Source organism: Bacillus sp. AY3-1, assembly GCF_008368785.1.
GTDB lineage: Bacteria > Bacillota > Bacilli > Bacillales > Bacillaceae_G > Bacillus_A > Bacillus_A wiedmannii.
Genome location: NZ_QORZ01000019.1, coordinates 187744 through 213461 on the forward strand (window position 1 = coordinate 187744; position 25718 = coordinate 213461).

General features: G+C 34.2%; 21 protein-coding genes and 2 pseudogenes. 10 read left to right on the forward strand and 13 right to left on the reverse strand.

Annotated elements, in window-relative coordinates:
- Window positions 1-69: 69 nt before the first annotated feature.
- The 5 genes and pseudogenes from DN389_RS20945 to DN389_RS20965 all read right to left on the reverse strand — a co-directional run.
- Complete coding sequence (locus DN389_RS20945) at window positions 70-258, reverse strand: Phr family secreted Rap phosphatase inhibitor (protein ID WP_088081842.1); 189 nt, start codon at window positions 256-258, stop codon at window positions 70-72.
- On the reverse strand, window positions 255-1349 hold the full coding sequence (locus DN389_RS20950; RefSeq protein WP_149237548.1) for a response regulator aspartate phosphatase: 1095 nt from the start codon (window positions 1347-1349) through the stop codon (window positions 255-257). Before DN389_RS20950 ends, DN389_RS20945 begins: the two co-directional genes overlap by 4 nt.
- Window positions 1350-1573: 224 nt before the next feature.
- A complete protein-coding gene (locus DN389_RS20955; RefSeq protein ID WP_098191127.1) occupies window positions 1574-3040 on the reverse strand; it encodes a protein adenylyltransferase SelO in 1467 nt (488 codons plus the stop codon).
- A gap of 176 nt (window positions 3041-3216) precedes the next feature.
- A complete protein-coding gene (locus DN389_RS20960) occupies window positions 3217-4215 on the reverse strand; it encodes an NADP-dependent oxidoreductase (RefSeq protein ID WP_098191126.1) in 999 nt (332 codons plus the stop codon).
- A gap of 173 nt (window positions 4216-4388) precedes the next feature.
- Window positions 4389-4730: pseudogene (locus tag DN389_RS20965) on the reverse strand (ArsR/SmtB family transcription factor); the annotation flags it as partial.
- 477 nt (window positions 4731-5207) lie between these two features.
- On the opposite strand from DN389_RS20965, the gene DN389_RS20970 reads away from it, so the two are divergent.
- On the forward strand, window positions 5208-6830 hold the full coding sequence (locus tag DN389_RS20970) for an FAD-dependent oxidoreductase (protein ID WP_149237550.1): 1623 nt from the start codon (window positions 5208-5210) through the stop codon (window positions 6828-6830).
- Between the two features lie 377 nt (window positions 6831-7207).
- The gene (locus tag DN389_RS20975; protein ID WP_149237551.1) at window positions 7208-8152 is read left to right on the forward strand and encodes a glycerophosphodiester phosphodiesterase; all 945 of its coding nucleotides are present in this window, start codon (window positions 7208-7210) and stop codon (window positions 8150-8152) included.
- A gap of 48 nt (window positions 8153-8200) precedes the next feature.
- Here DN389_RS20975 and DN389_RS20980 read toward each other — a convergent pair whose 3' ends face one another.
- From DN389_RS20980 to DN389_RS20990, 3 genes are all read right to left on the reverse strand, one after another.
- Window positions 8201-8878 (reverse strand): YdcF family protein, encoded by a 678-nt coding sequence (locus tag DN389_RS20980; RefSeq protein ID WP_149237552.1) that lies wholly within the window; start codon window positions 8876-8878, stop codon window positions 8201-8203.
- A 93-nt stretch (window positions 8879-8971) separates the two neighbouring features.
- Window positions 8972-9481 (reverse strand): DUF3916 domain-containing protein, encoded by a 510-nt coding sequence (locus DN389_RS20985; RefSeq protein ID WP_098191122.1) that lies wholly within the window; start codon window positions 9479-9481, stop codon window positions 8972-8974.
- Between the two features lie 2 nt (window positions 9482-9483).
- Entirely contained in the window at window positions 9484-10326 is an 843-nt protein-coding gene (locus DN389_RS20990; RefSeq protein ID WP_149237553.1) for a LysR family transcriptional regulator, read from the reverse strand.
- An 85-nt stretch (window positions 10327-10411) separates the two neighbouring features.
- Between DN389_RS20990 and DN389_RS20995 the strand changes: the two genes are divergently transcribed.
- On the forward strand, window positions 10412-11644 hold the full coding sequence (locus DN389_RS20995) for an MFS transporter (RefSeq protein WP_149237554.1): 1233 nt from the start codon (window positions 10412-10414) through the stop codon (window positions 11642-11644).
- A 109-nt stretch (window positions 11645-11753) separates the two neighbouring features.
- Here DN389_RS20995 and DN389_RS28890 read toward each other — a convergent pair.
- A pseudogene (locus DN389_RS28890) lies at window positions 11754-11989 on the reverse strand (hypothetical protein).
- Window positions 11990-12251: 262 nt separating this feature from the next.
- On the opposite strand from DN389_RS28890, the gene DN389_RS21005 reads away from it, so the two are divergent.
- The gene (locus tag DN389_RS21005; protein WP_098191120.1) at window positions 12252-13385 is read left to right on the forward strand and encodes a serine hydrolase domain-containing protein; all 1134 of its coding nucleotides are present in this window, start codon (window positions 12252-12254) and stop codon (window positions 13383-13385) included.
- 35 nt (window positions 13386-13420) lie between these two features.
- Here DN389_RS21005 and pepF read toward each other — a convergent pair whose 3' ends face one another.
- Both pepF and DN389_RS21015 read right to left on the reverse strand, forming a co-directional pair.
- A complete protein-coding gene (gene pepF / locus DN389_RS21010) occupies window positions 13421-15208 on the reverse strand; it encodes an oligoendopeptidase F (protein WP_149237555.1) in 1788 nt (595 codons plus the stop codon).
- 117 nt (window positions 15209-15325) lie between these two features.
- Window positions 15326-16117, reverse strand: a complete 792-nt coding sequence (locus tag DN389_RS21015) for an arylamine N-acetyltransferase family protein (protein WP_098191118.1) — start codon at window positions 16115-16117, stop codon at window positions 15326-15328.
- A gap of 216 nt (window positions 16118-16333) precedes the next feature.
- On the opposite strand from DN389_RS21015, the gene amyS reads away from it, so the two are divergent.
- Entirely contained in the window at window positions 16334-17875 is a 1542-nt protein-coding gene (amyS, locus tag DN389_RS21020; RefSeq protein WP_098803072.1) for an alpha-amylase, read from the forward strand.
- Window positions 17876-17976: 101 nt separating this feature from the next.
- Here the strand turns inward: amyS and betA are convergent, their stop codons facing one another.
- Window positions 17977-18630, reverse strand: a complete 654-nt coding sequence (gene betA / locus DN389_RS21025; protein WP_149237556.1) for a collagen-like exosporium glycoprotein BetA — start codon at window positions 18628-18630, stop codon at window positions 17977-17979.
- Window positions 18631-19009: 379 nt separating this feature from the next.
- Here betA and DN389_RS21030 point away from each other — a divergent pair, with 379 nt between their 5' ends.
- The 4 genes from DN389_RS21030 (at window position 19010) to DN389_RS21045 (ending at window position 23487) form a co-directional block, all read left to right on the forward strand.
- Window positions 19010-19729: a hypothetical protein gene (locus DN389_RS21030; protein WP_060487841.1), complete on the forward strand. Its 720-nt coding sequence runs from the start codon at window positions 19010-19012 to the stop codon at window positions 19727-19729.
- A 454-nt stretch (window positions 19730-20183) separates the two neighbouring features.
- On the forward strand, window positions 20184-22085 hold the full coding sequence (locus DN389_RS21035; RefSeq protein ID WP_149237557.1) for an endonuclease MutS2: 1902 nt from the start codon (window positions 20184-20186) through the stop codon (window positions 22083-22085).
- A gap of 6 nt (window positions 22086-22091) precedes the next feature.
- Entirely contained in the window at window positions 22092-22580 is a 489-nt protein-coding gene (locus tag DN389_RS21040) for a GNAT family N-acetyltransferase (RefSeq protein WP_149237558.1), read from the forward strand.
- Window positions 22581-22776: 196 nt separating this feature from the next.
- On the forward strand, window positions 22777-23487 hold the full coding sequence (locus tag DN389_RS21045; protein ID WP_000797116.1) for a histidine phosphatase family protein: 711 nt from the start codon (window positions 22777-22779) through the stop codon (window positions 23485-23487).
- Window positions 23488-23537: 50 nt separating this feature from the next.
- Here the strand turns inward: DN389_RS21045 and DN389_RS21050 are convergent, their stop codons facing one another.
- Window positions 23538-24503: a quinone oxidoreductase family protein gene (locus DN389_RS21050; RefSeq protein WP_149237559.1), complete on the reverse strand. Its 966-nt coding sequence runs from the start codon at window positions 24501-24503 to the stop codon at window positions 23538-23540.
- A 123-nt stretch (window positions 24504-24626) separates the two neighbouring features.
- On the opposite strand from DN389_RS21050, the gene DN389_RS21055 reads away from it, so the two are divergent.
- Window positions 24627-25520: a LysR family transcriptional regulator gene (locus DN389_RS21055; protein ID WP_106102525.1), complete on the forward strand. Its 894-nt coding sequence runs from the start codon at window positions 24627-24629 to the stop codon at window positions 25518-25520.
- Window positions 25521-25718 lie beyond the last annotated feature (198 nt).

Below are 25718 nucleotides of genomic sequence, written 5' to 3' on the forward strand. Positions count from 1 at the left end.
TACTTGAAAGGGAAACATTCTAAATAAACGTATTAAAAAAGACCTTCTGAATTGAAGGTCTTTCGTTTTTTAAAGTGTTTTTTCAGTTGTTGTTGAGTTATAGTCTTTACCTACGTCAACGGATTGAACAAGGTCAGGCCTTTGTGGTGCAGGGAAATCTGCATGACTTGCTTGATATGTAAACGAACTATTTACCCCAATAGACACAATTCCGATAACAGATAATCCTAATAAGATGGAACCAATTTTTCTTATCATTTTAATGCCCCTTTCTCAAACGTTTTTTCTTTTGCTTGTAACGCTTTATGAAAATACTCACTTGCTTTTATATGATTATTTTCATCGTAAAGTTTAATGGCTAACTTTTCTGAATATTCCTGAGTGTAGTTATATAAAGATTCTTTGTCGAAATACGCAATTCCTTCAAGAATAATTTTTTCTAAGTCTTCAGTTGACTCGTTATTGTTAAGGGACTCTAAAATTTTAAAGTGAAGCATATATTCTTCATTGTTAAGTTCTGTACAAATTTTTAATCCTTTTTTTATAAGTTCTGAAGCGATATTTATTTCACCAAGTTTAGAATGTTCCCTTGCCTGTAAGAAAATCGCTTTAAAATGCGTAGGCATTTTTGTCGTTACTTCAGATAGATGGCGAATAGCCAGTGTTGATAGGTTTTGATTGGCATATAGCCAGCCTAAATTATTACGAACTCTTAAAAGTAAAGATTCTTCATTTTGTTTTTGTAAAATATTGATTGCGGAGTTGTAGTGTTCTTCAGCTTGCTCGTATTGTCTTAATTGTACACATGATGCACCTATAACGCTTTCACATGAAGCGACATTTTTTTCATAATCTCTATACATGAAAAATATTTCTCGAGCTTTATTAGCATGTTGAATTGCTTCAATAGGTTTATAAAAATGTTGATTAAAGATAGCGAATCGGTAATTATATTCTGCTTCCTCTAGTTTATCTGAAACATTAACTAATAGCTTTTCAGCATTTTCATAATGTTCACTTGCTAAATTATAATTTGTTGTTAAAGTAGCATGAATCGCTTTAAATAAATGGTAGTAGTAAGAAAGTTGGTGATTAGGTGAAATCGCGTAAGAATCTATCTTATTGAAACTGTCTTTTGTAATGCTTAAACCATCAGTTAAAACTTTGAAACGAAAATTTAATAGAGAATAGTATAATGCTAAGTTTTCATCTTTCTCAAAGTTTAGTTCCTTTTCCTCAATTTCATGCTTTAAGGTTGTCGCCTGAGACACATCTTGTTTAAGCATAGCTAAATACCAGTCATTAAATAATTTCGTAACTTGTTCATTACCTTGTAGTTGAACGTTCATGAAATCCCCTCGCTTTTTGAATATTCTTATAAAACATAGTATCAAAAATAATAATATTTAGAAATGATGTTTTATATTTCTCAACATTTGTATAGTAGAGTTATTATTAAGCTCATTGGAATAGAGTGGATTTTATTTTGGGCTAAAGAAAGAGCGGAGGAGAGAGTATAAAAAAGGTGCGTTCACACAATTTGTATGAACACACCTTTTTACATATTAAACAATCAAGTCCCACAAAAAGTACGATAAGGACGATTCGTCGGTGCAGGCGGAACGCAGTATTCTTCTTGATCTGTAGAATACGCATAAGGGTTTGATAAGGCTTCAAGAAGTTTCTCCATTACACTATAGTCGTCATTTGTAACAGCTGCTTCTAGTGCTTCTTCTACACGGTGGTTCCTAGGGATGATGGATGGGTTATTATTTTTCATCATCTCGTAGGCATTTTCTTTCGATTCTTCTTGTCTTTCTAATCGAGATTGCCACAGTTTGAACCATTCTTTAAATTCTGGACTTTCAAATAGGGTTGTATTTTCGATCGTATCAAGAGTTAATGAACGGAATGTATTTGTGTAATCCGCTTTATGTTTCTCCATCATTTTTAAAAGTTGCTCAATAAGTGAGTGATCTTGTTCCTCGTTGCTAAATAGTCCTAATTTCTTTTTCATTCCAAGGAACCACTGGTTTTCATACTGTACGCTAAATTTTGAAATTTCGTCTTGAGCAATCTTGAGTGCCTCTTCTTCATCTTCGTGCAGAATAGGTATTAAAGATTCTGCTAGTCGCGCGAGGTCCCACGCGGCCATATATGGCTGATTTCCATATGAGTAGCGACCTTGTGTATCAATAGAGCTAAATACGGTTCCTTGATCGTAATTGTCCATAAATGCACAAGGGCCGTAATCAATCGTTTCTCCACTAATCGTTATATTGTCAGTATTCATTACACCATGTATAAATCCAACAAGTTGCCATTTAGCGATGAGACTTGCTTGTTTCTTTATGACTTCTTGTAGTAATGCAGTATATCGGTTTTCATGAGCTTCAATTTCTGGATAATGTCTTTTTATCGTATAGTCAGCTAGTGATTGAAGATCCTCGATAGAACCACGAGCTGCAGCATATTGAAATGTGCCGACACGTATATGACTGCTAGCGACTCTAGTTAAAATTGCTCCAGGTAACTTTGTTTCACGATATGTTGGTTCGCCAGTTGTAACAACTGCTAAACTACGAGTAGTTGGAATATCAAGAGCGTACATTGCTTCACTAATAATATACTCGCGTAGCATCGGACCGAGTGCAGCGCGACCATCACCACGGCGTGAATACGGAGTAGGGCCAGAACCTTTCAGTTGAATGTCAAAACGTTTACCTGAAGGAGTAATTTGTTCACCTATTAAAAGCGCACGACCGTCGCCTAACATATTAAAATGTCCGAATTGATGACCGGCATACGCTTGTGCTAAGGGGTGAGCTCCTTCTGGGAGTGCATTACCAGCAAAAACAGCAATTTCAACTTCTTTTTTCAATTCTTCAGGATTAAAGCCAAGAGATATTGCTAGTGAATGATTTAGTTTAACTAGCTCCGGTGAACTTACTGGAGTAGGGGGGATTTCTGTATAAAATGATTGTGGTAAAGTTGTATAACTATTATCTAAATTCCAACCAGCTTCATTATTTTTAGTCATTGTAGCTCCTCCTTTTTTATTTTTTATTATGTATTTGTACGTATGTATTCTTTGTAAAATTAGCTAAAAGTATAATATGATATTTCCCCTTAAAATCTATTGTAAGGACTTCAGTGTACTATGTCTATTTAACAGCAAATATAAAAACTCCATTTAAAAAAATGGAGTTTTTATTACTACTTAATTTTTACGATTATTTTTCCTTTTGCTCTTCCAGCCTCTGAATATTCCATTGCTTTTTGAGTATCTTCAAAAGGGAAAACTCGATCGATTACCGGTTTGATTTTTCCAGCTTCAATATAGTTTGCGATAGTACGTAATTGATCCCCACTTGGCTTCATAAATAAAAATGAATATTGAGCATTATGCTTTTTTTCAAGTGCAGTAAGTTTTTTGCTTGCTAATGAAAATAAGAATGTTTTAAATAATCCGGAACCAAATTCTTTACCGAAACGAGCATTTGGCATTCCTGAAACGGAAACAATGTTGCCGCCGCTTTTTATAATATTGAATGATTTTTCAAGTGTTGTCCCGCCGATTGTATCAAATACTGCATCATAATCTTTTAGTATTTCTTCAAATTTTTCTGTTTTGTAATTAATAATTTCATCTGTGCCAAGAGACTTTACTAAATTCGCACCAGCTTCACTAGCAGTCGTTGTAACAGTAGCGCCCATTATTTTTGCTAACTGAATTGCGAAAGTACCAACACCACCAGATCCAGCGTGAATTAATATTTTTTGTCCTTTTTGTAAGTGCATAATGTCATGTAGTGCTTGATATGATGTTAAACCAACGAGTGGAATCGATGCCGCTTCCTCAAAACTTAAATTTTTTGGTTTTAAGGCTATATCATCCTCATGTATGGCTATATATTCAGCGAAAGTACCGATCTTATTTTTTCTTGGACGTGCATATATTTCATCGCCGACTTCAAAACGAGTCACTTTTGATCCAACCTTTACAATAACACCGGAAAAATCATTACCAAGGATTAGGGGCATTTCATATTTAAGTAACATCTTTACTTTTCCATCGCGTATTTTAAAGTCAATGGGGTTAATACTAGCTGCATGAATTTCTGCGAGCACTTCATACTCATTTATTTCAGGAGTAGGTACCTCTGCCATACGCATTGGAGCTTTCCCGTACTTATCAATTATCATCGCTTTCATTTCTTATACCTCCACATTTCAATAAAGTGAAACTTTAATCAGTGGGGATTTTCTTCATCCCCCACTGATTATTAGTTGAACCAATCGGACTTTTATGGGCAGTTGATCCCCCACCTAACTTCTTTGCTTTCACTGAATTTTGAGGTGGGGGTCTTACTGCCCATTAAAGCGGGATAAAAGTTGTGCAATAGCTTTTCAATATCTAATACAAGATTTTTTAATAAGCCTAATTTTGTACGTATATCAATATAATAAAAGTTTTTTGTACCTTCTTTTCGCATTAAAATAATACCGGCTTCTCGTAAAATCCTTAGGTGATGTGATACCGCTGGACGAGAAAGGTGTGTTTGTTTCGTAATTTCTCCTACACGTAATCCGGTTTGACATTCCGTTTCCATGAGAACTAACAAAATAGCTTGACGTGTTTCATCGCCAATTGCCAATAATACTTTTTGGGAATCAATAAAATCTTTTTTTATAACATTTAATTGTTCTTGTTTATTCATTTCAATCACTTTACCTCCTGGTAATTAGTCGAAAGGTTTAAAATGATGAACCATTACATCAATACGGTAATGCTACATCATTGTTGAATGAGCTGCAATATTGGGAAAGAAAATCGAGACGAATGAAATTATATGTGTTGAAAATGAGAGGGAATAGAAAAGGATTTCATCATATATTGTTTACAAAAGATAAAGGATAAGGATTTTATAAAAAATAAGCGGTCGTAACCCTGTATAACTACTTATAGGGTTACGACCGCTTATAGTGTTTTTATTATTTTGGTGTTTACTAAAGTGAGTTGTTTCGTTTTACTCTTTCATACATGCATAATGCAAGCAGATTATAGATATATGAAAAAGTAAAAGTAATTTGGGGCGTAATCTATCTATATGATAATTCAAAATGAAATATAAGTCTATATCTTTGTTGTTTTTTTGATTATATTTATATCACTGAGCTCAGAACAATGATGGGAGGGTAAATATATGAAATCGAATTACGTACCAGTTTTAATTATTGGAGGAGGATTATCAGGGTTAGCATCTGCGCTATTCCTTGCAAAACATAACGTTGATTATTCGCTGGTTGAAAGGCACCCGTCTACTGCAATTCATCCAAAAGCAGGTGGAATCACTTTTCGTACGATGGAGTTATTTCGAGAATTGGGTTTAGAACAAAGAATTAGATCGGCGGGTAAAGCATTAGAAAATTGCCGAGGAAGAATAGCAGTTCATACAATAGCTGAGGCGAATAAGGAAGAATTGGCAAAAATGCGGGCGACTCAGTATGGAAATGATGAAAAGTTACTTCAAAAAATAGAAGAGATTAGTCCATCAAAACAAACGGCTTGTTATCAAATTATTTTAGAAGAGATCATGTTACAAGAAGCGAGAACACTAGGCGGAGAATTATCTTTTTATCATGAATTAGTTTCTTATGAACAAAATGAGCATGGAGTAATCGCAACGATTCGGAATCGTGAAACGGAAGAAGAAAGTATTATTCATTGTGATTATGTAATTGCAGCAGATGGAGCGAAAAGTAAAATACGTGAGCAGCTAGGGATACGTACCGAGGGAAGAGGTACAATCGGTGGCTATTATATGAATATTTATTTTGAAGCGGATTTAAGTGAGTTTATACAGGGAGATGCATTTGGTTTTACTATGGTACTTCATTCGGAAGTTCTTGGTGCGCTTATTCCAGTTGATAACGAAAGAAGATGGATTTACCATGTATCCTACGATCCATTAAAAGGAGAGCGACCAGAGGATTTCACTATAGGACGTTGTAAACAAATTATGCAAACTGCAATTGGAAGCACAAATGTTGAACCAGAAATAGTAAGTGTTTTACCGTGGGAAGCGACTGAAAGTACTGCTACAAAATTTCAAGATAATCGCATTTTTTTAGTTGGTGATTCTGCACATATTATGCCACCAACTGGAGGATTTGGTTCAAATACAGGCATACAAGATGCGCATAACTTAGCTTGGAAATTAGCGGCTGTTATAAAAGGGAAAGCAGATCCAAAATTGTTAGAAACATATCATAAAGAGAGATATCCTGTTGCAAAATTAACGACAGAGTATGCGAGTAGTTTATTGTTCCGTGCTGCAAGTAGAGAAGAAGGCAGTTTGAATAATATGGATGGATTAGCTGTAACTGTTGGGTATCACTATTGTTCAGAGGCGATAGTAGATGACTCAGCTACTCCACATAGAATGGATATCGTAGAGTTGAACGGAAGACCTGGAACGCGAGCACCACATTTTTTTGGAATGTATGAAGGGGAGAAGGTTTCTATATTAGACTTATTCGGTAACAATTTTGTATTACTTACTGAAGTAGAAAATAGTTCTTGGGCTGAAGCTGTATTTGATGTTTCATCTAAATTAGGAATAATTATTAAAATGTATCGAGTAGGGGTAAACGGAGACTTTATTGCTCAAGAAAATGTTTTTCGTGAATTATATGGGATAGAGAATGAAGGAGTTGTACTAATTAGACCAGATGGATTTATTGGATGGCGTTCGGAAAAAGCGGTGGTAAATCCAGCTGTAATGCTGGAGGAGGTAATGAATAAATTATTATGTGATTTTAAGTAACTGCGGAAGTATTGTCTTATATGCTTCATTTTACTGAAAAAATAATATTCACAAATTTTAATAGGTTTGGTATGATTAATTTCGACAAGTTAATCGAGGCCGGAGATATTTGAGATAAGCCATAAATTTATTTAGGGATACAATAGTGTCCTCTAAATAATTTATGGCTTTTTTTTATTGGTGAACTGTAATCAATAGGAAGTTCCATGTGAATAGGAGGGATATAGAAAATAAATAGTATCGTAATAACATAGGGGAATTGTATTTGTAAGATTGGAATTTTCATATAAGCTTATAAAAATAATGAAAGTATATCTTCTATTTTGTGTAAATCTCATTAACTTGTTGAAATTTGCAACGTAGGAAGGGTTAGAAGGATGAGAAAAATTATTAGCGCGTTCGTTATTTTCTTTATGACGGGAAGTATCTTTGCTGGGGGAGCTGTTCATGCAAAAGCGGAAGGGAAGCATGAATGGAATACGAATAAATTTTTAAACATTGCACATCGTGGAGCAAGTGGACATGCACCTGAGCATACTTTTGCTTCTTATGATCTTGTGAAAAAAATGAAAGCGGATTATTTGGAATTAGATATTCAGTTAACTAAGGACGGCCAGTTGATTGCAATGCATGATACAGCAGTTGACCGCACTACAAATGGTACAGGTGAAGTACGAGATAAAACATTAAGTGAAATAAAGAGCTTAGATGCAGGATCTTGGTTCAATAAAGCTTATCCAGAAAAGGCTAAGCAAGAGTATGTTGGTCAAAAAGTTCCGACTCTTGAAGAAATCTTCCAAAAGTATGGAAGAAGCATGAAGTATTACATTGAAACAAAATCACCAGATGTGTATCCAGGAATGGAAGAGAAGTTATTAGCTTTATTAAAAAAATATAATTTAGTAGGTCAAAACATGTCTTCTAGCCGTGTTATGATTCAATCATTTAGTAAAGATAGTTTAACAAAGATTCATAGTATGAATAAAAATATTCCGTTAGTTCAACTGCTTTGGTATTATCCAAATGAAAACAATGAGATTGTTGAATGGTCTGGCATTACACATGAACCGAAAAGTGTAACAAATGAAGATTTTCAAGAAATCAAAAAGTATGCAGTTGGTATTGGACCGAACTTACGTAATGATAACGGAGAACTAATTATTGATGAGTCATATATGAACATGGCTAGGAAAAATGGACTGTTAATTCACCCGTATACAATTAACGAGAAACCAGATATGCGATTGTTAATTAAATGGGGTGCTACAGGAATGTTTACAAATTACCCTGATCGATTACATAGTGTGTTAAAAGAAAAATAAGTAAGATAGCATAAAAGGTATACCGACGTTTTGGTATACCTTTTTCTATTATGCTAGATTATAGTAGTAGGATACATATTCTTCTAAGCCTGGAACTTCTTTTTCAGGTGGCTCAATGCCGCCTTTTCTACCGTAGCAAACATTTCTCAAGTATTCTCCAAAAATCATAGAGCGACTCTTTTCATCTTCCATCCAATTATATCTATTCATTATAAACTCACCATCGAAACTTGTATCAAATGTAAATGGAATACAAGTAACAGTATTAGGTAGATGTTTTTTTAATACTCTATATTGCCGACCAGCTCCTAAACTTTTGCATACAAATAGTAGCCGATTAATCTTTGTGAAATCAAAAATCTTTTTTGCTTCCATTACATTAGCAATAGAATGGAGGAAGTTTGTCTCGAATAGGATAGCGTCTTTTGGTACGCCATGTTCAATTAATTTATTTACAATTACTTCTGCTTCTGACAATTCCCCGTAATTCCAGCTCGGATGCTTCATGCCATGCAAACTAGTACCACCTGTAACGATAATTTGGTTTCCTAAACCTTGTTGATAAGCTTTTAGTGGAGCTTGCCAATTGCCAGGATGAGAACCGCCGAAAACGAAAATGGTATCACATTTTTGTGGTGTTATTTCTTTTAGAAAAGTGATTTCTGTAATTTGATCGATTTGTTTTTTTGTAAGAGTAGGGACATCAGGATATTTAGGGATTACCATGTGAAAACCTCCTATATAGTAAAATGACAAATTCATTATATAGCGATTTTATTAAGTGAAAAAAGGGAAGCTTTTCATTTGAAAGTTCCTCTTTTAAGATAATTCTCCAACAAACCAAATCTCTTTTTCATCGATTGTATCCTCATCATAAATGACTTCTTGAAAGTGCAATGTTTGGACAGTAGGACAAATTGAAATTCCCCATGTATTCCAAAAATCAGACTCATTTGAAAGAGGAATCCATTTTTGAAATTCACTATTTCTATTAAAGAAATTATGAAAGTACCCCTCATTTTTAAATATAATAATCTGCGAATCCCACAAACTTTCTATAGAAATTAAAACAACAACTCGATATGTATGTGTATCGCTCGGTTTTATTTTTATTAAATGGTTTGCTTGATTTAATAAGGATTGTATACACAATCGTTTTACTTTTCTAGGTGTTTTACACGAATCGATAAAAGCTTGGGAAACTGGTAAAGGCATATACCAATATTCATCGTTATAGAAAGCAGAAGGGAACGTTTTTGTACGTTCTTCAATTCGCTCTATCATAATGTTTGTCTTACGCTTTATTCCACGTATTTTCTTTCCATGCATTGTTAAATCATCTCTATAAATTTTTGTAATGCAGCTGAGTAATATATATCTTTTCTAGTAATAAAAGTAGTAGGAACTTTTTTGAATCTATTTGGTAAAGGATTGAATGATAAGTTATGTGCATGACCACTTAAAATAGATTTCATCATAATTGCTACTCCCATATTTGATTTTACACATGCGAGTATCGCTTCAATTGTTCCAAACTCTAATACTCGTTTAGGTGAGATTCCTTCTTCTTGAAGCCAGTCTTCTAATAAACTTCTATAATAGCAACCGTGACTAAAAGCGAGTAAATTCATATTTTCTATGTCTGTAAGAGAGGGTAAAGGTTTTTTACTAATGAGAACTAATTCTTCTTCACGAAATACACTTGTATGAAGTTCAGCGTGCGGAGTAGCTCCAGCTATAAACGCTCCGTCTAGTTTTCGTTCTAACACAAGCCTAATTAGTTGTTCGGTCGTATTTGTTTCTAAAATTAATTCGACTTTTGGATATTTCTCATAATAGGCAGTTAATATAGATGGCAGCCTTACCGCAGTTGTAGATTCTGTACACCCAATTTTCAAAGTGCCTTTAGGCTCGATTCCATTACTTTGAACCGCTTTTATAGATTGATCCATTAAGTGGATAATTTGTTTAGCGTATGTTAATAAAATCTCACCGTTAGAAGTTAAAGTTACACCTTTTCCGTTACGGTAAAATAAAGGCACACCTAATTCATTTTCTAGTTGTTTCATACGCATTGTTACGCCTGATTGTACATAGTTCAAATTTTTAGCTGCGTGAGAAATATTATTTTCCTTCGCAACTTCGTAAAATACAGTTAAATCTTTTATGTCCACGAATCATCCCTCCGAAAAGGTATCAATTTTTTTGATGGATTATATGATGAATATTTATTTTATGTGATATCAGAACTTTCATACAATGGAAGGGGGTGGAGGGATGATTGTGTTAATCGAAGAAAGGATGAAAAGTACTTATAAGTGGATGATGTTAATTGTTGCGACGATTGCTCAAACAACAGCGACGCTTATAACGTATGGTGTTGGAGTTTTGGCGTTATTTTGGAAAGAAGAATATGTGCTTACGAATATGGAGAGTGGATTGTTAGTAAGTGTTGTAAATGTTGGACCATTATTTTGTATGCTTTTTGTTGGGCGGCTACTTGATCAATATGATGAAAAGTTGTTAATTTCTATAAGTTCATTTTTGCTAGGAGGTTCGCTTTTACTAACTAATATAGTAAGTGGATTTAATGGACTGTTATTTGTACTTTTATTAGTAGGAATGTTTTATAGTGTTTCCCAGCCAGGAGGAAGTAAAGTGATTTTAAAATGGTTTCCAAAAGAAAATCGTGGATTAGCGATGGGAATAAGGCAAGCTGGTATACCGATTGGTGGCGCGTTAGCGGGAGTTTTAATCTCGTTTCTTACAATACAATATAATGTGACTTATGCGATAAATAGTATGGCATGCATTTGTATAATTGGAGGTTTATTATTTTTTATGTTTTATAAAGAGCCATATGTCCAAGAGGATGTAAGGAAAGAATATATTAAAAATTCTTTATGGATGCAGCTAAAAGTAGTGATATGTAAAAAAGAGTTGTATCCAATTTATATAACAGGTATTTGCATGATTTCATTACAAATGGTGTTAGTTGGACACTTTATGAAATTTTTAGTAAGGGAACAATCCATTACATCTATTGTAGCCGGAACAGTATTTTCAGTTGTGTTCTTTTCTGGAATGATTGGCCGTGTTGCATTAGCAGCTATTAGTGATGTGTTTTATAAGGGGAATCGGCGCATACCTTTATTTATAACTGTCTGTGCTTCTATCGGTTTGATTCTATTGTTAGTAATGAGCATACATACAGTAACGAGTGGAGTATTGTATGGTGTCAGCGCATTGTTAGGCTTCTTTTCAATTGGTTGGTTTAGTCTTTTTATCGTCGAAGTTGCTGAATTGGCAAGTGAAGAATCTGTTGGAATAACAGTTAGTTTGGCGCTGACATTCAATCAAATTGCTATTATTGTTGCACCTGTTTTATTTGGTTATATTGTCGATGAGAAAGGGTATACGTGTGCGTGGTTGTGTATAGTGGTATTACTAAGTATTTCGGCAGTGAGTTTATATAGTAAAAGCAAAAAATAAAAGAAAGTTAGTAATGTAAATTTTATATGAAGAAATTCTAAAGAAATGCCGAATGTGCGACATTTCTATTTTATATGTTGTATAATCAAAAAATAAATGAGATTCGTTTTCAATGACGTTCATTGCCTCTTTTGAAATTACCTGTTACTTTAGCCATAATGAGTTGTTTTTCTGTATCGTTATGTTATGTGCATGATTTATTTTGTTTAAAAATTTTTCAGCATCATTTCCTTTTAATATTTTAATTTATTTTCCGTAATATTCAATTAAAACTATGTTATTTTTTGTTACTCTGTAATGGAACATCATATCATTTAAACGATTGTGTTTATCGGTATTTTTCATCGTAACAACTCCATTTCTTATTATGTGTAACAAATGTTACATAAGCTGTTGAAATTATAGTAGGGTGTATCCGATTGTAAGGTGGAAATTTTGCAAGAAAGAAATACAATAGAGAGTAGCCAAAAACTGAATATGAGAAAAAGGAATCTAGTTTAAATAGGTGAATAATAGATAGATAATATTATGAAATATTCGAAAATTAAAAGATATAGAATAGAATGGATGCGCGTTAAGTGAAACTAGATAAAAGAGGGTTCCTATTATGCTAAAGAAATGGTTAATTGTTTTCTTTATTTTTGCTATTTTTTGTGGGAGTGTCGTTGCACTAATACATGTAAACAAAGGAAAGAAATATGATATAAAGGCATTTTCTAATGTAAATAGTAAGCAAAAGGACGGTATGCAAGAAGTTGATGCGAATGAGAAAAAGCGCTATGAAGTTGCAGCTGGAAAACTAGATCAATATTTAAAAGATAAAGGATTTAATGGGAGTGTTCTTGTAGCTAGTAAAGATCATGTAATTTTACGCAAAGGTTATGGGTATGCGAATGTGAAAGATAAAGTAGTAACAACGCCAAGAACGAAATATCGCATTGGTTCTATTACGAAAACAGTCGTTGCAATATCTATTATGCAGCTAAAAGAAAAAGGGAAATTAAATATTGAAGACAATGTAAATAAGTATATTCCATCATTTCCGGCAGATAAAAACATTACGTTACGAAATTTGTTAACCCATACGTCTGGGTTGCCAGATCAGGGACAAGGTAGGGTTGATGCGGCGTCACGATTAAAGTTAGTAACGTGGATTGGTGCACAAAAATTGCAATTTCCTGCAGGGACTGGTTGGAAATATACAGATTATAATTATATGGTGCTTGCGTATATTGTAGAAAAGATATCGAATAAACCGCTTGCTGAATATGTGAAAGAAAATATTTTTACGCCTGTTGAAATGCATGAATCTGGAATGGGTGCAACTCTCCCTGAAGATATTTTTTTAGCAGAAGGTTATACGAAAAAAGATAACGAGTTAATAGCTGCGCCTCGGTTAAAAATGAATTGGCTGTATGGGTGTGGTGAAATGTATACGACTATTGAAGATATGAAAAGATTAGATGAGGCTATTATGGATGGAAAGTTGATTTCTAAACAAAGTGTATCAGATATGTTTACTGCATCATCTGTAAGAAAATATGGGTTTAGTTTCTATACTAATCCAGATTATTATCATAATCATGGTGTATTAGCTGGTTGGAATACATTTAATAATTTTAACCGGGATAAACGAACGTTTATAATATTATTCTCTAACGTACAAAATGGTATGAATGATACGTTTAATCAGGAGTTTAGGAAAATGGCGAATGATTTAATAGAAGGAAAGGGAGCATGAAAGAGAAAGAGCCTCTAGCGAGAGGCTCTTCTTTTTTATAGAGCTGAAAACTCTTCAACAAGTGAGCTAAAACGATTTAGTGCACTTTCAATCGGTTCTGGCGTAGTTAAATCAACTCCAGCTTTTTTCAGTAAGTTTAATGGATAGTCAGAACTTCCGCCTTTAAGGAATTCAATATAATGTTTTTGAGTATTTGGATCGCCGCTCAATAACTTATCAGCAATTTGGATTGCAGAAGCGAAACCAGTTGCGTATTTGTATACGTAAAATGGACGATAGAAATGCGGTATTCTAGCCCAGCCGTATTTTACTTCTTCGTCAAATACGAGGGAGTCGCCATTATACGCTCTAAACAAGTTTTCATAAACTTCGCTAAAGACTTGGGCATTTAATGGTTTACCTTGCTGCGCCATTTCATGTGTGATTTTTTCAAACTCAGCGAACATAATTTGTGTAAAGAAAGTGCCTTTAAATTTGTCGATGAAATGATTTACTAAATGGTTACGTACATTAGTATCTTTTGCTTCTTTTAATAAATGATGAATTAATAGGACTTCATTTACTGTAGAAGCGACTTCTGCAACAAAAATAGTATAGTGTGCAGAAATTCTCGGTTGGTATCCGTGTGAGTAGTGCGTATGCATACTGTGTCCACATTCATGAGTGAGAGTGAAAAGGCTATTTAAATCATCGTGATGATTTAAAAGAATGAAAGGATGAACACCGTATACACCAAAATTATAAGCGCCGGAACGTTTTCCTGGCGTTTCTCTCACGTCAATATAACGCTTATCTTTAAAGCTTTTTAATGTTTCAATATATTCTTCACCTAATGGAGCTAGTGATTCGATCATCATGTCAAACGCTTTGTCATATGGAATGTCTTGTTTTACACCCGCTACTAAATCAACGCTCAAGTCGTACTGGCGTAGTTCATCTACATGTAATTTTTCTTTTCGAAGTTCATTATAAGTATGTAGTGATTGAATATTTTTTTTCGTCGTCTCAATTAAATTTTCATATACTTCTTTCGGAACCATGTCGCCAAATAATGACTTTTCTAAAGCTGATGGATATTTTCTTAGCTTTGAAACAGTAACATTATTTTTAATAGCAGCAGATAAAGTAGAAGCGATAGAATTTTTTAATTGAACGTATGGTTTGTAATAAGCTTTATAGGCTTCTTTACGTTTCTCGCGATTTTCATCTTCTATTAACTTTGCATACATTCCGCGCGTTAAAGTAACTTTTTCTCCCTCATCAGTAGTCACTTCACCAAATAGTATATCTGCATTATTTAACATGCCGTATGTATGCTGTGGGGAGGAAAGTGCTTCACCCATTTGTGATAAAATCTCTTCTTGGTCTTTATTCAATACGTGTTTTTTATAACGGTATAATTCAAATAAGTCTTCTTTATAATATTGTAAACCTTCTGCTTCTTCTATGTAAGAATGTAATGTGTTTTCATCTACGCTAAGTAAGAATGGGGAAAAGAAAGATTTAGCCGCACTTACTTTCACGTGTAATTGTGATACTTTATCGACAAGAGATTGAGCGTCAGTATCGCGCGTATCAAGATCAGATTGTAATCGTGCATAAGCGAACATTAAAGATATTATGCTAGAAATTTCTTCGCTCTTTGTTAAATAGGCTAATAAACTATTGCCATCGTGAATATGTCCATTAAACTCATGTAATTCTTTCGTTAATACTTCAATTTTATGAAAATCGCTTTCCCAATCTTCAATTGTATGATAAATATCAGTTAAATCCCATTTTTCTTTATCATCTACTTGTAGTCGATCTTTAAGTTCTGTCATAATCATTTCCTTTCTAAATATGTAGTTATATTCCTATATAACTATGAAATACAACAAATTGCAAAAAATCCCTGCTGAAAATTGAAAAGCCTTGCTAAAATGACAAGGCTTAAAAAATTATAATGTAATTCCGAATTTTGCATGTAAAAGATTTTTATATTGCACATCTGTAACGTTTTCTTTCGTTTTTTTACCGTTTTTCGCTATTGTCAGACTATCCTTTGTTAAAGATGCATGCCCATCTTCAGTTAATTTTACAATAAGAGGTACTTTGTTAAATGGTGAGCCCTCATGTTCAACGATAATTTCTTGTGCTGCATTTGCTTTTTCTTCATCCACTTCTTCTATATAAAATGCATAGCCTAACGTCCAATCATCAGCAGAAGATTGATCCAAAAACTCATTGTTTTTACGCATCTCTAACATGTAATTTCCCTTTTCAGTCATTTCTTTACGAATACGATAATCTCCTGTAATGGAGTGAATGACTTCACCTGAGAAAGGAATAGGTGTAAGAGGTAAGTATGATCCGAATCCTACTTCAATTAAATAAAGTTCATTATGATGTGCTAAAACAGTTGCGATGTGTCCAGAATCAACAGCCCATATAGAATTTGCAGCATTGTACACTGTTCCTGAAACGAGATGAACATCAAATCCAGCGTCTTTAAGGAAGTAGTACATAGTAGGATTGAGTTCATAACAAAGACCGCCACGGTTGTTTACTAAAATTTTTTCTTTTAGATTTTCTTTTGATATTTCTGTAAAGTTGTTTTCGAGTATATTTAAGTTTTCAAAAGGGACAGTTTGTGCCATCGCGTACATAATGTTAGGTAAATCTTCAAATGAAACTTTTTGTTTTTCTTCTATATGTAATCGTGCGAAAAATTGTTTTTGAAAGTCGGTCATAGAAATCCCTCCGTCATGCTTTTATAGATAAATTGTAAACAATCTTGAATAAGATGTGAAATGAAAACTACTTTGAAGTATTTGTTAAATATGTGAAGTTAGATTAAAAAATAATGTGGGAGAGTGAGAGATTGCTACTTTACTAATTGTAGAACGAATATTATAATAATTCCGATAAACTATGCAAACGTTTTCTTGGAAGGGGATGATGTAAATATGTTGAAAAGAATAACGGTAGTCGGCTTGTCGGTTGTTTTGTATTTACCTAGTATATATGGGGGGAGTAAAGTTTATGCAGATACGGTTAACAATGGAACGTTAATGCAGTATTTTGAGTGGTATGCTCCGAATGATGGGAATCATTGGAATCGTTTGCGTTCGGATGCTGGAAATTTAGCTCAGAAAGGAATTACATCTGTCTGGATACCGCCTGCATATAAAGGAACTACGCAAAATGACGTAGGATATGGAGCGTATGATTTATATGATTTGGGAGAATTCAATCAAAAAGGAACGGTGCGGACGAAATATGGGACAAAAGCACAGCTGAAATCTGCAATTGAAGCTTTACATAAGCAAAACATTGCTGTATATGGTGATGTAGTTATGAATCACAAAGGTGGAGCAGATTATACTGAAACTGTAACAGTTGTCGAGGTAGATCGTAACAATCGAAATATTGAAGTATCCGGTGATTATGAAATTAATGCATGGACAGGGTTTAACTTTCCAGGGCGTGGCGATGCTTATTCTAATTTCAAATGGAAATGGTATCATTTTGACGGAACGGATTGGGATGAAGGAAGGAAATTAAATCGAATTTATAAATTTAGGGGGATAGGTAAAGCATGGGACTGGGAAGTGTCTAGCGAGAATGGAAATTATGATTATTTGATGTATGCAGATCTTGATTTTGATCATCCAGATGTTGCGAATGAGATGAAAAATTGGGGAAAGTGGTATGCGAATGAATTAAATTTAGATGGCTTTCGTTTAGATGCTGTTAAACATATTGATCATGAATATTTACGCGATTGGGTAAATCATGTCAGACAGCAAACGGGGAAAGAAATGTTTACAGTAGCTGAATATTGGCAAAATGATATTCGAACTTTAAATAATTATTTAGCGAAGGTCAATTATAATCAATCTGTATTTGATGCACCACTGCATTACAATTTTCATTATGCTTCAAAAGGAAATGGGAATTATGATATGAGAAATATTTTAAATGGAACAGTAATGCAAAATCACCCTGCACTTGCAGTTACTCTCGTTGAGAATCATGATTCTCAGCCTGGACAGTCATTAGAATCTGTAGTAAGTCCGTGGTTTAAACCGTTGGCATATGCATTTATTTTAACTCGTGCAGAGGGCTATCCTTCAGTTTTCTATGGTGATTACTATGGGACAAACGGAAATAGTAGTTATGAAATTCCAGCATTAAAAGATAAAATTGATCCGATTTTGACGGCACGAAAAAACTTTGCATATGGTACGCAGCGTGATTATTTAGACCATCCAGATGTAATTGGATGGACAAGAGAAGGTGATGATGTACATGCGGATTCTGGTCTAGCGACATTAATCTCAGATGGGCCAGGAGGATCAAAGTGGATGGAAGTTGGAAAGAATAACGCAGGGGAAGTATGGTACGATATGACGGGTAATCAAACAAACATTGTAACAATTAATAAGGACGGATGGGGGCAGTTCCATGTAAGTGGAGGGTCAGTTTCCATATATGTTCAGCAGTGAACTGGTGATAAAAAAGAAGAGGAAGACTGAAATATAAGTCTTCCTCTTCTTTTTATATTGTGCAAATTTATTTTTCCTGAATCTTTATTGTAATAAAAGAGCTAGTCGACCTTTATAACAACAAGAGAGGCATTGGAATATATAATGTCACCCGTGGCTTCTCTTATTCGTACTCGAATAACATCTCCTTGGTTTAAAGATAATAGATCAGTTCTGGCGGATGTAGCTCTTACTCCAGAACCACCACCAACTCGTGTTTCAATTGCGAATTGAATCGAATCGTTTATTGTAAGATTTAATATGCTAGATGAAATAGCTTGTATCGCAAATACGATTGAAAAGGATACAGAGTATACACCAGTGGTATTAATTGTAATGGAGTTGTCTACTGAATTTAGAGTAGTTCCACTAACAGGTCCTGGAATGGTAAAGTTAACATTTGTATTAACTACTGCTGAAAAACCGATACCTATTTCAGAAGTTATTGTTCCAAATACAGGGAGTATCCCTAAACCGGTTGCTCCAGTAGGACCAGTTATTCCAATTCCGGTAGGCCCTGTAATCCCAGTAGGACCAGTTATTCCAATTCCAGTGGGTCCTGTACCCCCAGTAGGACCAGTTATTCCAATTCCGGTAGGTCCTGTAACCCCAGTAGGCCCGGTCGGAAATGTAAATGGTGGAATTGGTGGTAGTGTGGGACCAATTAAATTTGGTTCAAGAGCGGGCCCATGTAAAATGATGTATTGTTCGCTCATCTAGTAACCTCCTATGATTGCTTGTCATAATTATTAAATGTATTAGGGAAAGTAAATGACATTCGCAATAGCGGAGGCGCTTATTTAATTTTTTTTGCAGCGAAATTAAAGTTATTACTTTAAAGTTCGATACAATAAAAAATAGTATTGTGATTGCTATAGAACTAAATATTAGTATGTTTTTAACGTGATTTTCATATATATTATATTTGCTTTACGATAAAATTCTTACAGTGTAAAATTACGCTATAAGTGTAAAGTGATAATAAATGAGTGTTTTTATACTTGTGGTTATGAGAAGAAGTTCTTTATATAAATCGTAATTTAAAATCCATAAGGACATTTCTGTATAGGCAGTAGTAGCAAAAGGAGAGGCAATATGAAAAAAACAATAATGAAATATAGCATAATGTTTAGTTTATTACTATTAACGTCATGTGATATATCGGATAAAGAAATTGAACAAAAAGCACAAAGTTATACAAAATCGGAGCATGGTATTTCTGTAAAACTAGATCGAATTGAAATAGCCGACCAAGGTAAGGATTTTTTAGGTCCAAACACACGAACAGCTTATGTACAGCAAGTAGATGAACCGCATTTACAATTTCAAATATCCTTCGATGGACGAAGTTCTCCGAAGGTAAATAATGATAACTATAAAATAAAAAAAGGAGCAAATGATTTACGAGAAAGATTCAATACATATTATGAAGAAAAAGGGACTAATACTCTACTTACTTTCGAGCAAATGCAGACGGGGGATATTGTTTTCGATAAGGATGCAGAGAAAAGAATAGTGAAGAAACATCCGAAGCATTATGTTACGGCAGTTTTCAAAAGTAATATCTTTTTGGACGTAAACAACCGTGCACATATGGAAACATTAGCGGAGCTTGCGAGAAGTATTCAGGAATTTAATAAGATAATTGAAAATAGTAAGAGTAGTGTGGATGATATAACGATTCAGTTGCCAAATGCTAATAAGGATGTATTACAACATATTCCGGTAGATTATATAGTAACGGCTGAAGAGGCGAAAAAGACACTTGAGAAAAATGTTGATTATATGAAAGCTTTACAGTCTGCAAGGAAATAGTCTGACACCTTTACTTCTCACAAAACATATAGTATGATGATTTCAGTAAATTAGATTTCAATGACTATAATATAAATTAATGAGAGGTGCTTTTTGTGAGTGCGGTAGGTACTAAATAGGAAAAATTTAATGAAATAAATCGGATAAGACCAGGGGATTTTTATGTATATCATACCCCTAATTTTGTCATGGATTTATTTCGATACCTATGAAGATACCTACAATACTTTATAAAGCGTGTAATAGGAGGATTGCCATCCGTTTTTTTATGGCTTATTTCCTCATATGTTATTACACATGCCTTGTAAATGTAAAAGCTGCGGTATCCCCGCAGCTTTTTTGTATATATTTTAAATGTATAAAAATGGTAATTGAATAATGTAGGGCTCATTGGAATCTAATGAGTAGGTATCTTCATTTATGATAGAAATCAATCAAAGTGAGGAGAAACAAAATGAATACGATGACTTTTGAAAAGTTACAATATAACGAATTAAAGGATATAGTGAAATCTTATTGTGTAAGTGGATTAGGTAAAGAATTATTAAATAAATTAGAGCCGAGTACGAGTATAAAAGTAGTGAGGAATCGCTTGAATGAAACGACAGAAGCGCGAGCTATAGTAGATGCAGAAGGGCATGTTCCTTTCTTCGGTATTTCAAATATTGCTAGTACAATTCAAAAATTAGAAAAAGGGATGATTTTAGATCCTGAAGAGTTAGTAAGTGTTTCAGACTTTTTACGTGGCTGTAGAAAGATTAAAAAGTTTATGTTAGATAAAGAATTTTTTGCGCCAGTATTAGCTTCTTATGCGAATTCAATGACTGAATATAAAAGTATTGAAGAGGAAATCAACTTTTCCATTAAAGGTAATAGTATTGATGCAGCTGCGAGTAAAGAGTTAAAACGAATTCGAAATAACATTGATTCTGTAGACGGAAAAATAAAAGAGCGCTTAACGAAGTTTTTAAATAGTAGTGCAAATAAGAAGTATATTCAAGAGTTCTTTATTAGTAAGAAGGATGATCGGTATACAATTCCAATTAAATCTTCTTATAAAAATCAAGTTGCGGGAAGTATAGTTGAAGCGTCCGCTAAAGGCTCTACTGTATTTATAGAACCACACACGGTTACAAAGTTAAATGCGGAACTCGCTAGTTTGAAAGCAGAAGAAGCGATGGAAGAGTATCAAATTTTAGCGACTTTATCAGGGATGGTAGTAGAAAATATTTATCATATAAAAATTAATATGGAATTAATTAGTCAGTATGATATGGTATTTGCAAAAGCGAAGTTTAGTAAATCGATCAATGGAATAGAGCCAAAGTTAAATGATCATGGCTACATTCATTTAGTAAATTGTAAGCATCCGCTTTTAAGCGGAAAAGTAGTACCGTTACACTTTGAAATCGGTCAAAACTATCGTAGTTTAATTATTACAGGACCAAATGCAGGCGGGAAAACAATTGTATTAAAAACAATCGGATTGTTAACTTTAGCGACAATGTCAGGATTGCACATCGCTGGAGATAAAGAAACAGAAATTGCTATTTTCGAAAATGTATTTGTAGATATTGGTGATAATCAAAGTATCGAAAATGCACTAAGTACATTTTCATCTCATATGAAAAATCTATCTGAAATTATGAGGATGTCAAATAATAATACGCTACTATTATTTGATGAGATAGGAAGCGGGACTGAACCGAATGAAGGGGCAGCACTTGCAATTTCTATTTTAGAGGAGTTTTATCTTGCAGGATGTACTACAGTTGCAAGTACGCATTACGGTGAAATTAAACGATTCTCAGAAATGCATGATGATTTTATGAATGCGGCGATGCAATTTAATAGTGAGACGCTAGAACCACTTTATAAATTAGTAATCGGTAAATCAGGTGAAAGTAATGCGCTTTGGATTGCGAATAAAATGAACGTAAGAGAGCGTGTACTGCAAAGAGCGAAAGAGTACATGGAAAATAAAGAATATCGTTTTGAAAAACTGAATGAAAGCAAAATTAGAAAACCGAAATTTGTGCAAGAAAAAAGAGAAAATCATTACGAGTACAAAATCGGCGATCGTGTAAATGTATTAGATTATGATGATTTTGGTATTATCTATAAGGAAATAGATAATTTCTATAACGTCGTTGTATATTATAACGGTGAATTCGTTGAAGTGAATGTAAAACGTATTACGTTAGAGGTAGCAGCAAAAGAATTATACCCAGAGGGATACGATTTAAATACACTATTTGTCGATTATAAAGAAAGAAAAATGCAACATGATATTGAGCGTGGATCGAAAAAAGCGCTTCGTAAAATCCAAAAAGAAATAAGAAAGAATAGAGAATAAGTTAAAATGGTAACGATTAGACAAGAACAACAAAGTGATTATAAAAAAACAGAAGAAGTTGTACAACAAGCATTTTTAAAAGAAGAATTCAGTGATAAAACAGAACATGAACTTGTGAGTCGTATTAGAAAATGTGACGCGTTTATTCCTGAATTATCAATCGTTGCGGTAAATGAAGAAATTGTTGGGCACATTCTGTTATCAAAAATACAGATAGAACAAGGTGCAACTTCTGTAGAATCATTAGCACTTGCACCGGTTTCAGTTGCTAGGGGCCATCAGAAAAAAGGAATTGGTGGAAAACTTATTGGAGCTGCGTTAGAAAAAGCGAAAGAACTTGGATACGGGTCAGTTGTAGTATTAGGACATCCAGAGTACTATCCGAAATTTGGCTTTAAGAAAGCAAGTGAGTGGAATATAAAAGCACCATTTGAAGTGCCTGAAGAGGTGTTTATGGTGGTGGAATTAAGGGAGAATGCTCTTGAAGGTGTATAAGGAGTTGTTCAGTATTCGAGTGCATTTGCTGAATAGGAATATCAGTTAAGAAATGTAATCATAAAAGATGCTATCTTTTTGTAGAGATATACAGAAAGATAGCTTTTTTTATTAAGCGAATTCACTTACGTATATTTTGCTCAATGAATAATTAAGGTGGTAAAATTGATATAGAAATGTAAAGGGAGAGAATATGATGAAGAATCGAGAAACAGATAGCAATGAGAATGTAGTTACGTTATATGTTACAAGACACGGAAAAACAATATTAAATACGAATCATCGCGCGCAAGGCTGGGCAGACTCCCCGCTAGTAGAAAAAGGTGTGGAAGTTGCCTCTAATTTAGGAACGGGATTAAAAGATGTTCATTTTATGAATGCATATAGTAGTGATAGCGGCCGAGCGATTGAAACTGCTAATTTAGTATTAAAATATAGTGAGCAATCAAAGTTAAAACTTGAGAAAAGAAAAAAATTACGAGAATTAAACTTTGGTATTTTTGAAGGTGAAAAACTTGAAAATATGTGGGATGTGGTTGGAAAAGCTGCAGGCGTTGCATCACCAGAAGAACTTATGAAGTTTTCTATTCAAGAAGTGATTAATCTTATTAGAGCAGCAGACCCTACGAAACAGGCGGAAGATTGGGAATTATTTTCTACTCGTATAAAAGAAGAGATTGATAAAATTAGTGAAGAATCTGCTGCAAATGGTGGCGGTAACGTTTTAGTTGTCGTTCATGGGCTCTTGATTACTACCTTAATCGAAATGTTAGACAGTAGCAAAACAAAACTTGGAGTAGAAAATGCTAGTGTGACGAAGATTGTATATCAAGATGGAACATACACAGTCGAGTCTGTTGGAGATATGAGTTATGTTGCAAAAGGGAAAGAAAGTGTGGAAATATAAAAATAAGAAAAGGAAGGTAGAGAAATCTAGCTTCCTTTTCTATTTGTGAATTACGGGATTAATAAAATCTTCCCTGTGCTTTTTCTGCTCTCTAATAAATTATGTGCAAGAGCACCATCTTGTAAGGCGAATGTAGTAGGATTCGCAATGTTTAATTTTCTAGTAGTGATCCAATCAAATAATTGAGTAGAGCGCTTTTTACGTTCTTCATACGTAGTAAGCACGTTCCAAAGGTCTCCGCCAGTTAATGTTTTCGAAGTATCCATAAGCATACGTGGATCAACAGGCGCAGGATTACCGCCGGCCATTCCGTAAAATACGACAGTACCACCAGTTTTAGTAGCGTTAAAACTTTCCTCTAACGTAGAACCTACGGATTCATATACAACATTTACTCCATCACCGTTTGTCATTTCAATTACTTTCGTATGCCATGCTTCCGTATATAAAAATACGTGGTCAGCACCAGCTAATGTAGCTATTTGTGCTTTTTCTTTTGATGACGTGAGGCCGATTACTGTTCCGCCTAGTAGTTTAATGATTTGGATAAGAAGTTGCCCAACACCACCAGCTGCGGCATGTACTAAAGCTATATCACCTTGTTTTATTTCATAGCTATCTTTCGTTAAATAATGTGCTGTTAATCCTTGTAATAAGACAGAAGCGGCTGTTTCAAAAGAAATAGAATCTGGAAGTATAATTGCTTTCTCAGATGGAACGGCAACTAGTTCTGCATTAGCAAATGGTACATCAGCAAATGTAATACGATCTCCAGAATTAATATTCGTAACGTCAGCTCCTACTTTTTCAACAATGCCAGCCCCTTCATAACCTAATATATACGGCGGGTTGCCAGCGAGATGATAATCACCGCGGCGTCTATAAATGTCGGCGAAATTTAAACCGATTGCTTTCGTACGGACAAGAACTTCATTTGGATTTATGATTGGATCATTTAGTTCTTTATATTGTAGTACATCCGGATTTCCGAACTGTTCGAAACAAAGTGCTTTCATATGGAATACCTCCATTTATATTGTTTGTCGATGCTCTTTATCATACAATACAAATATCGATAGATAAAGAGGATTATTTCGATGAAATCAATCGAAATTTACGATTGAAAAGAGGGATGAGAAATGGAGATAAAACAATTAGTTACATTTAAAATAGCCGCGGACACTTTGAATTTTACACAAACTGCGAAGAAATTAAACTTTGCTCAATCGAGCGTAACAGCGCAAATTAAAACGTTAGAAGCTGAGCTAGGTACGCCGTTATTTGAAAGATTAGGAAAACGCCTTTTCTTAACTGAAGCAGGTAGGAAGTTTCAACTATATGCCGACAAGATGATTGCACTCAGTAACGAAGCAAAAATGGCTGTGAAACATGATGAGGGAATAGCAGGTACATTAATAATCGGTGCGCAGGAAAGTCAATGTACATATAGACTTCCTTCTATATTAAAGAGGTTTAAAGCACAATTCCCTCAAATAAAACTTATATTTAAACCAGCGCATTCCAATAAAGATGCGAAGGAACAATTGATGGAGGGAAAAGTCGATCTTGCCTTTATTTTGGACGAATGTAAAACAGAAGATGCTTTACATGTGGAGCCGCTTATGAAAGAAGAATTAAAAATAGTAGCTGCTTCAGGGCATCATTTACTCGAGAAAGCTTCCATTTCTACAAAAGATTTAGAAAGTGAGACGCTGTTGCTAACAGAGCTAGGGTGCTCGTACCGGACTTTATTTGAAGAGCTACTTCGTACAGAAGATGTGTATCCAGCAAATAAAATTGAGTTCGTTAGTGTAGAGGCAATTAAACAATGTGTTATTGCAGATTTAGGAATAGCTGTTTTACCAGCGATAGTAGTAGAAAAAGATATACGAGAAGGGACGATAAAAGAGTTACATGTAGAAAGTGCAATCTCACCAATTTACACACAAATTGCTTGGCATAAAGATAAATGGATGACAGTGCCACTGCAGCAATTTATTGATGTAACGAGGGAGTTTCTTACAACGGATTAAGTGGAGAAATATTTATTTTATATAAAAGAAAAAATGGCACTTTTGTATAAAGAACCGATGCTTGCATGTAACAAGTATCGGTTCTTTTATGTTTTAAATGAAGAATGCTATAAAGTGAAACTTTAATCAGTGGGGGGTTCTTCATCCCCCACTGATTATTAGTTGAACCAATCGGACTTTAATGGGCAGTAAGACCCC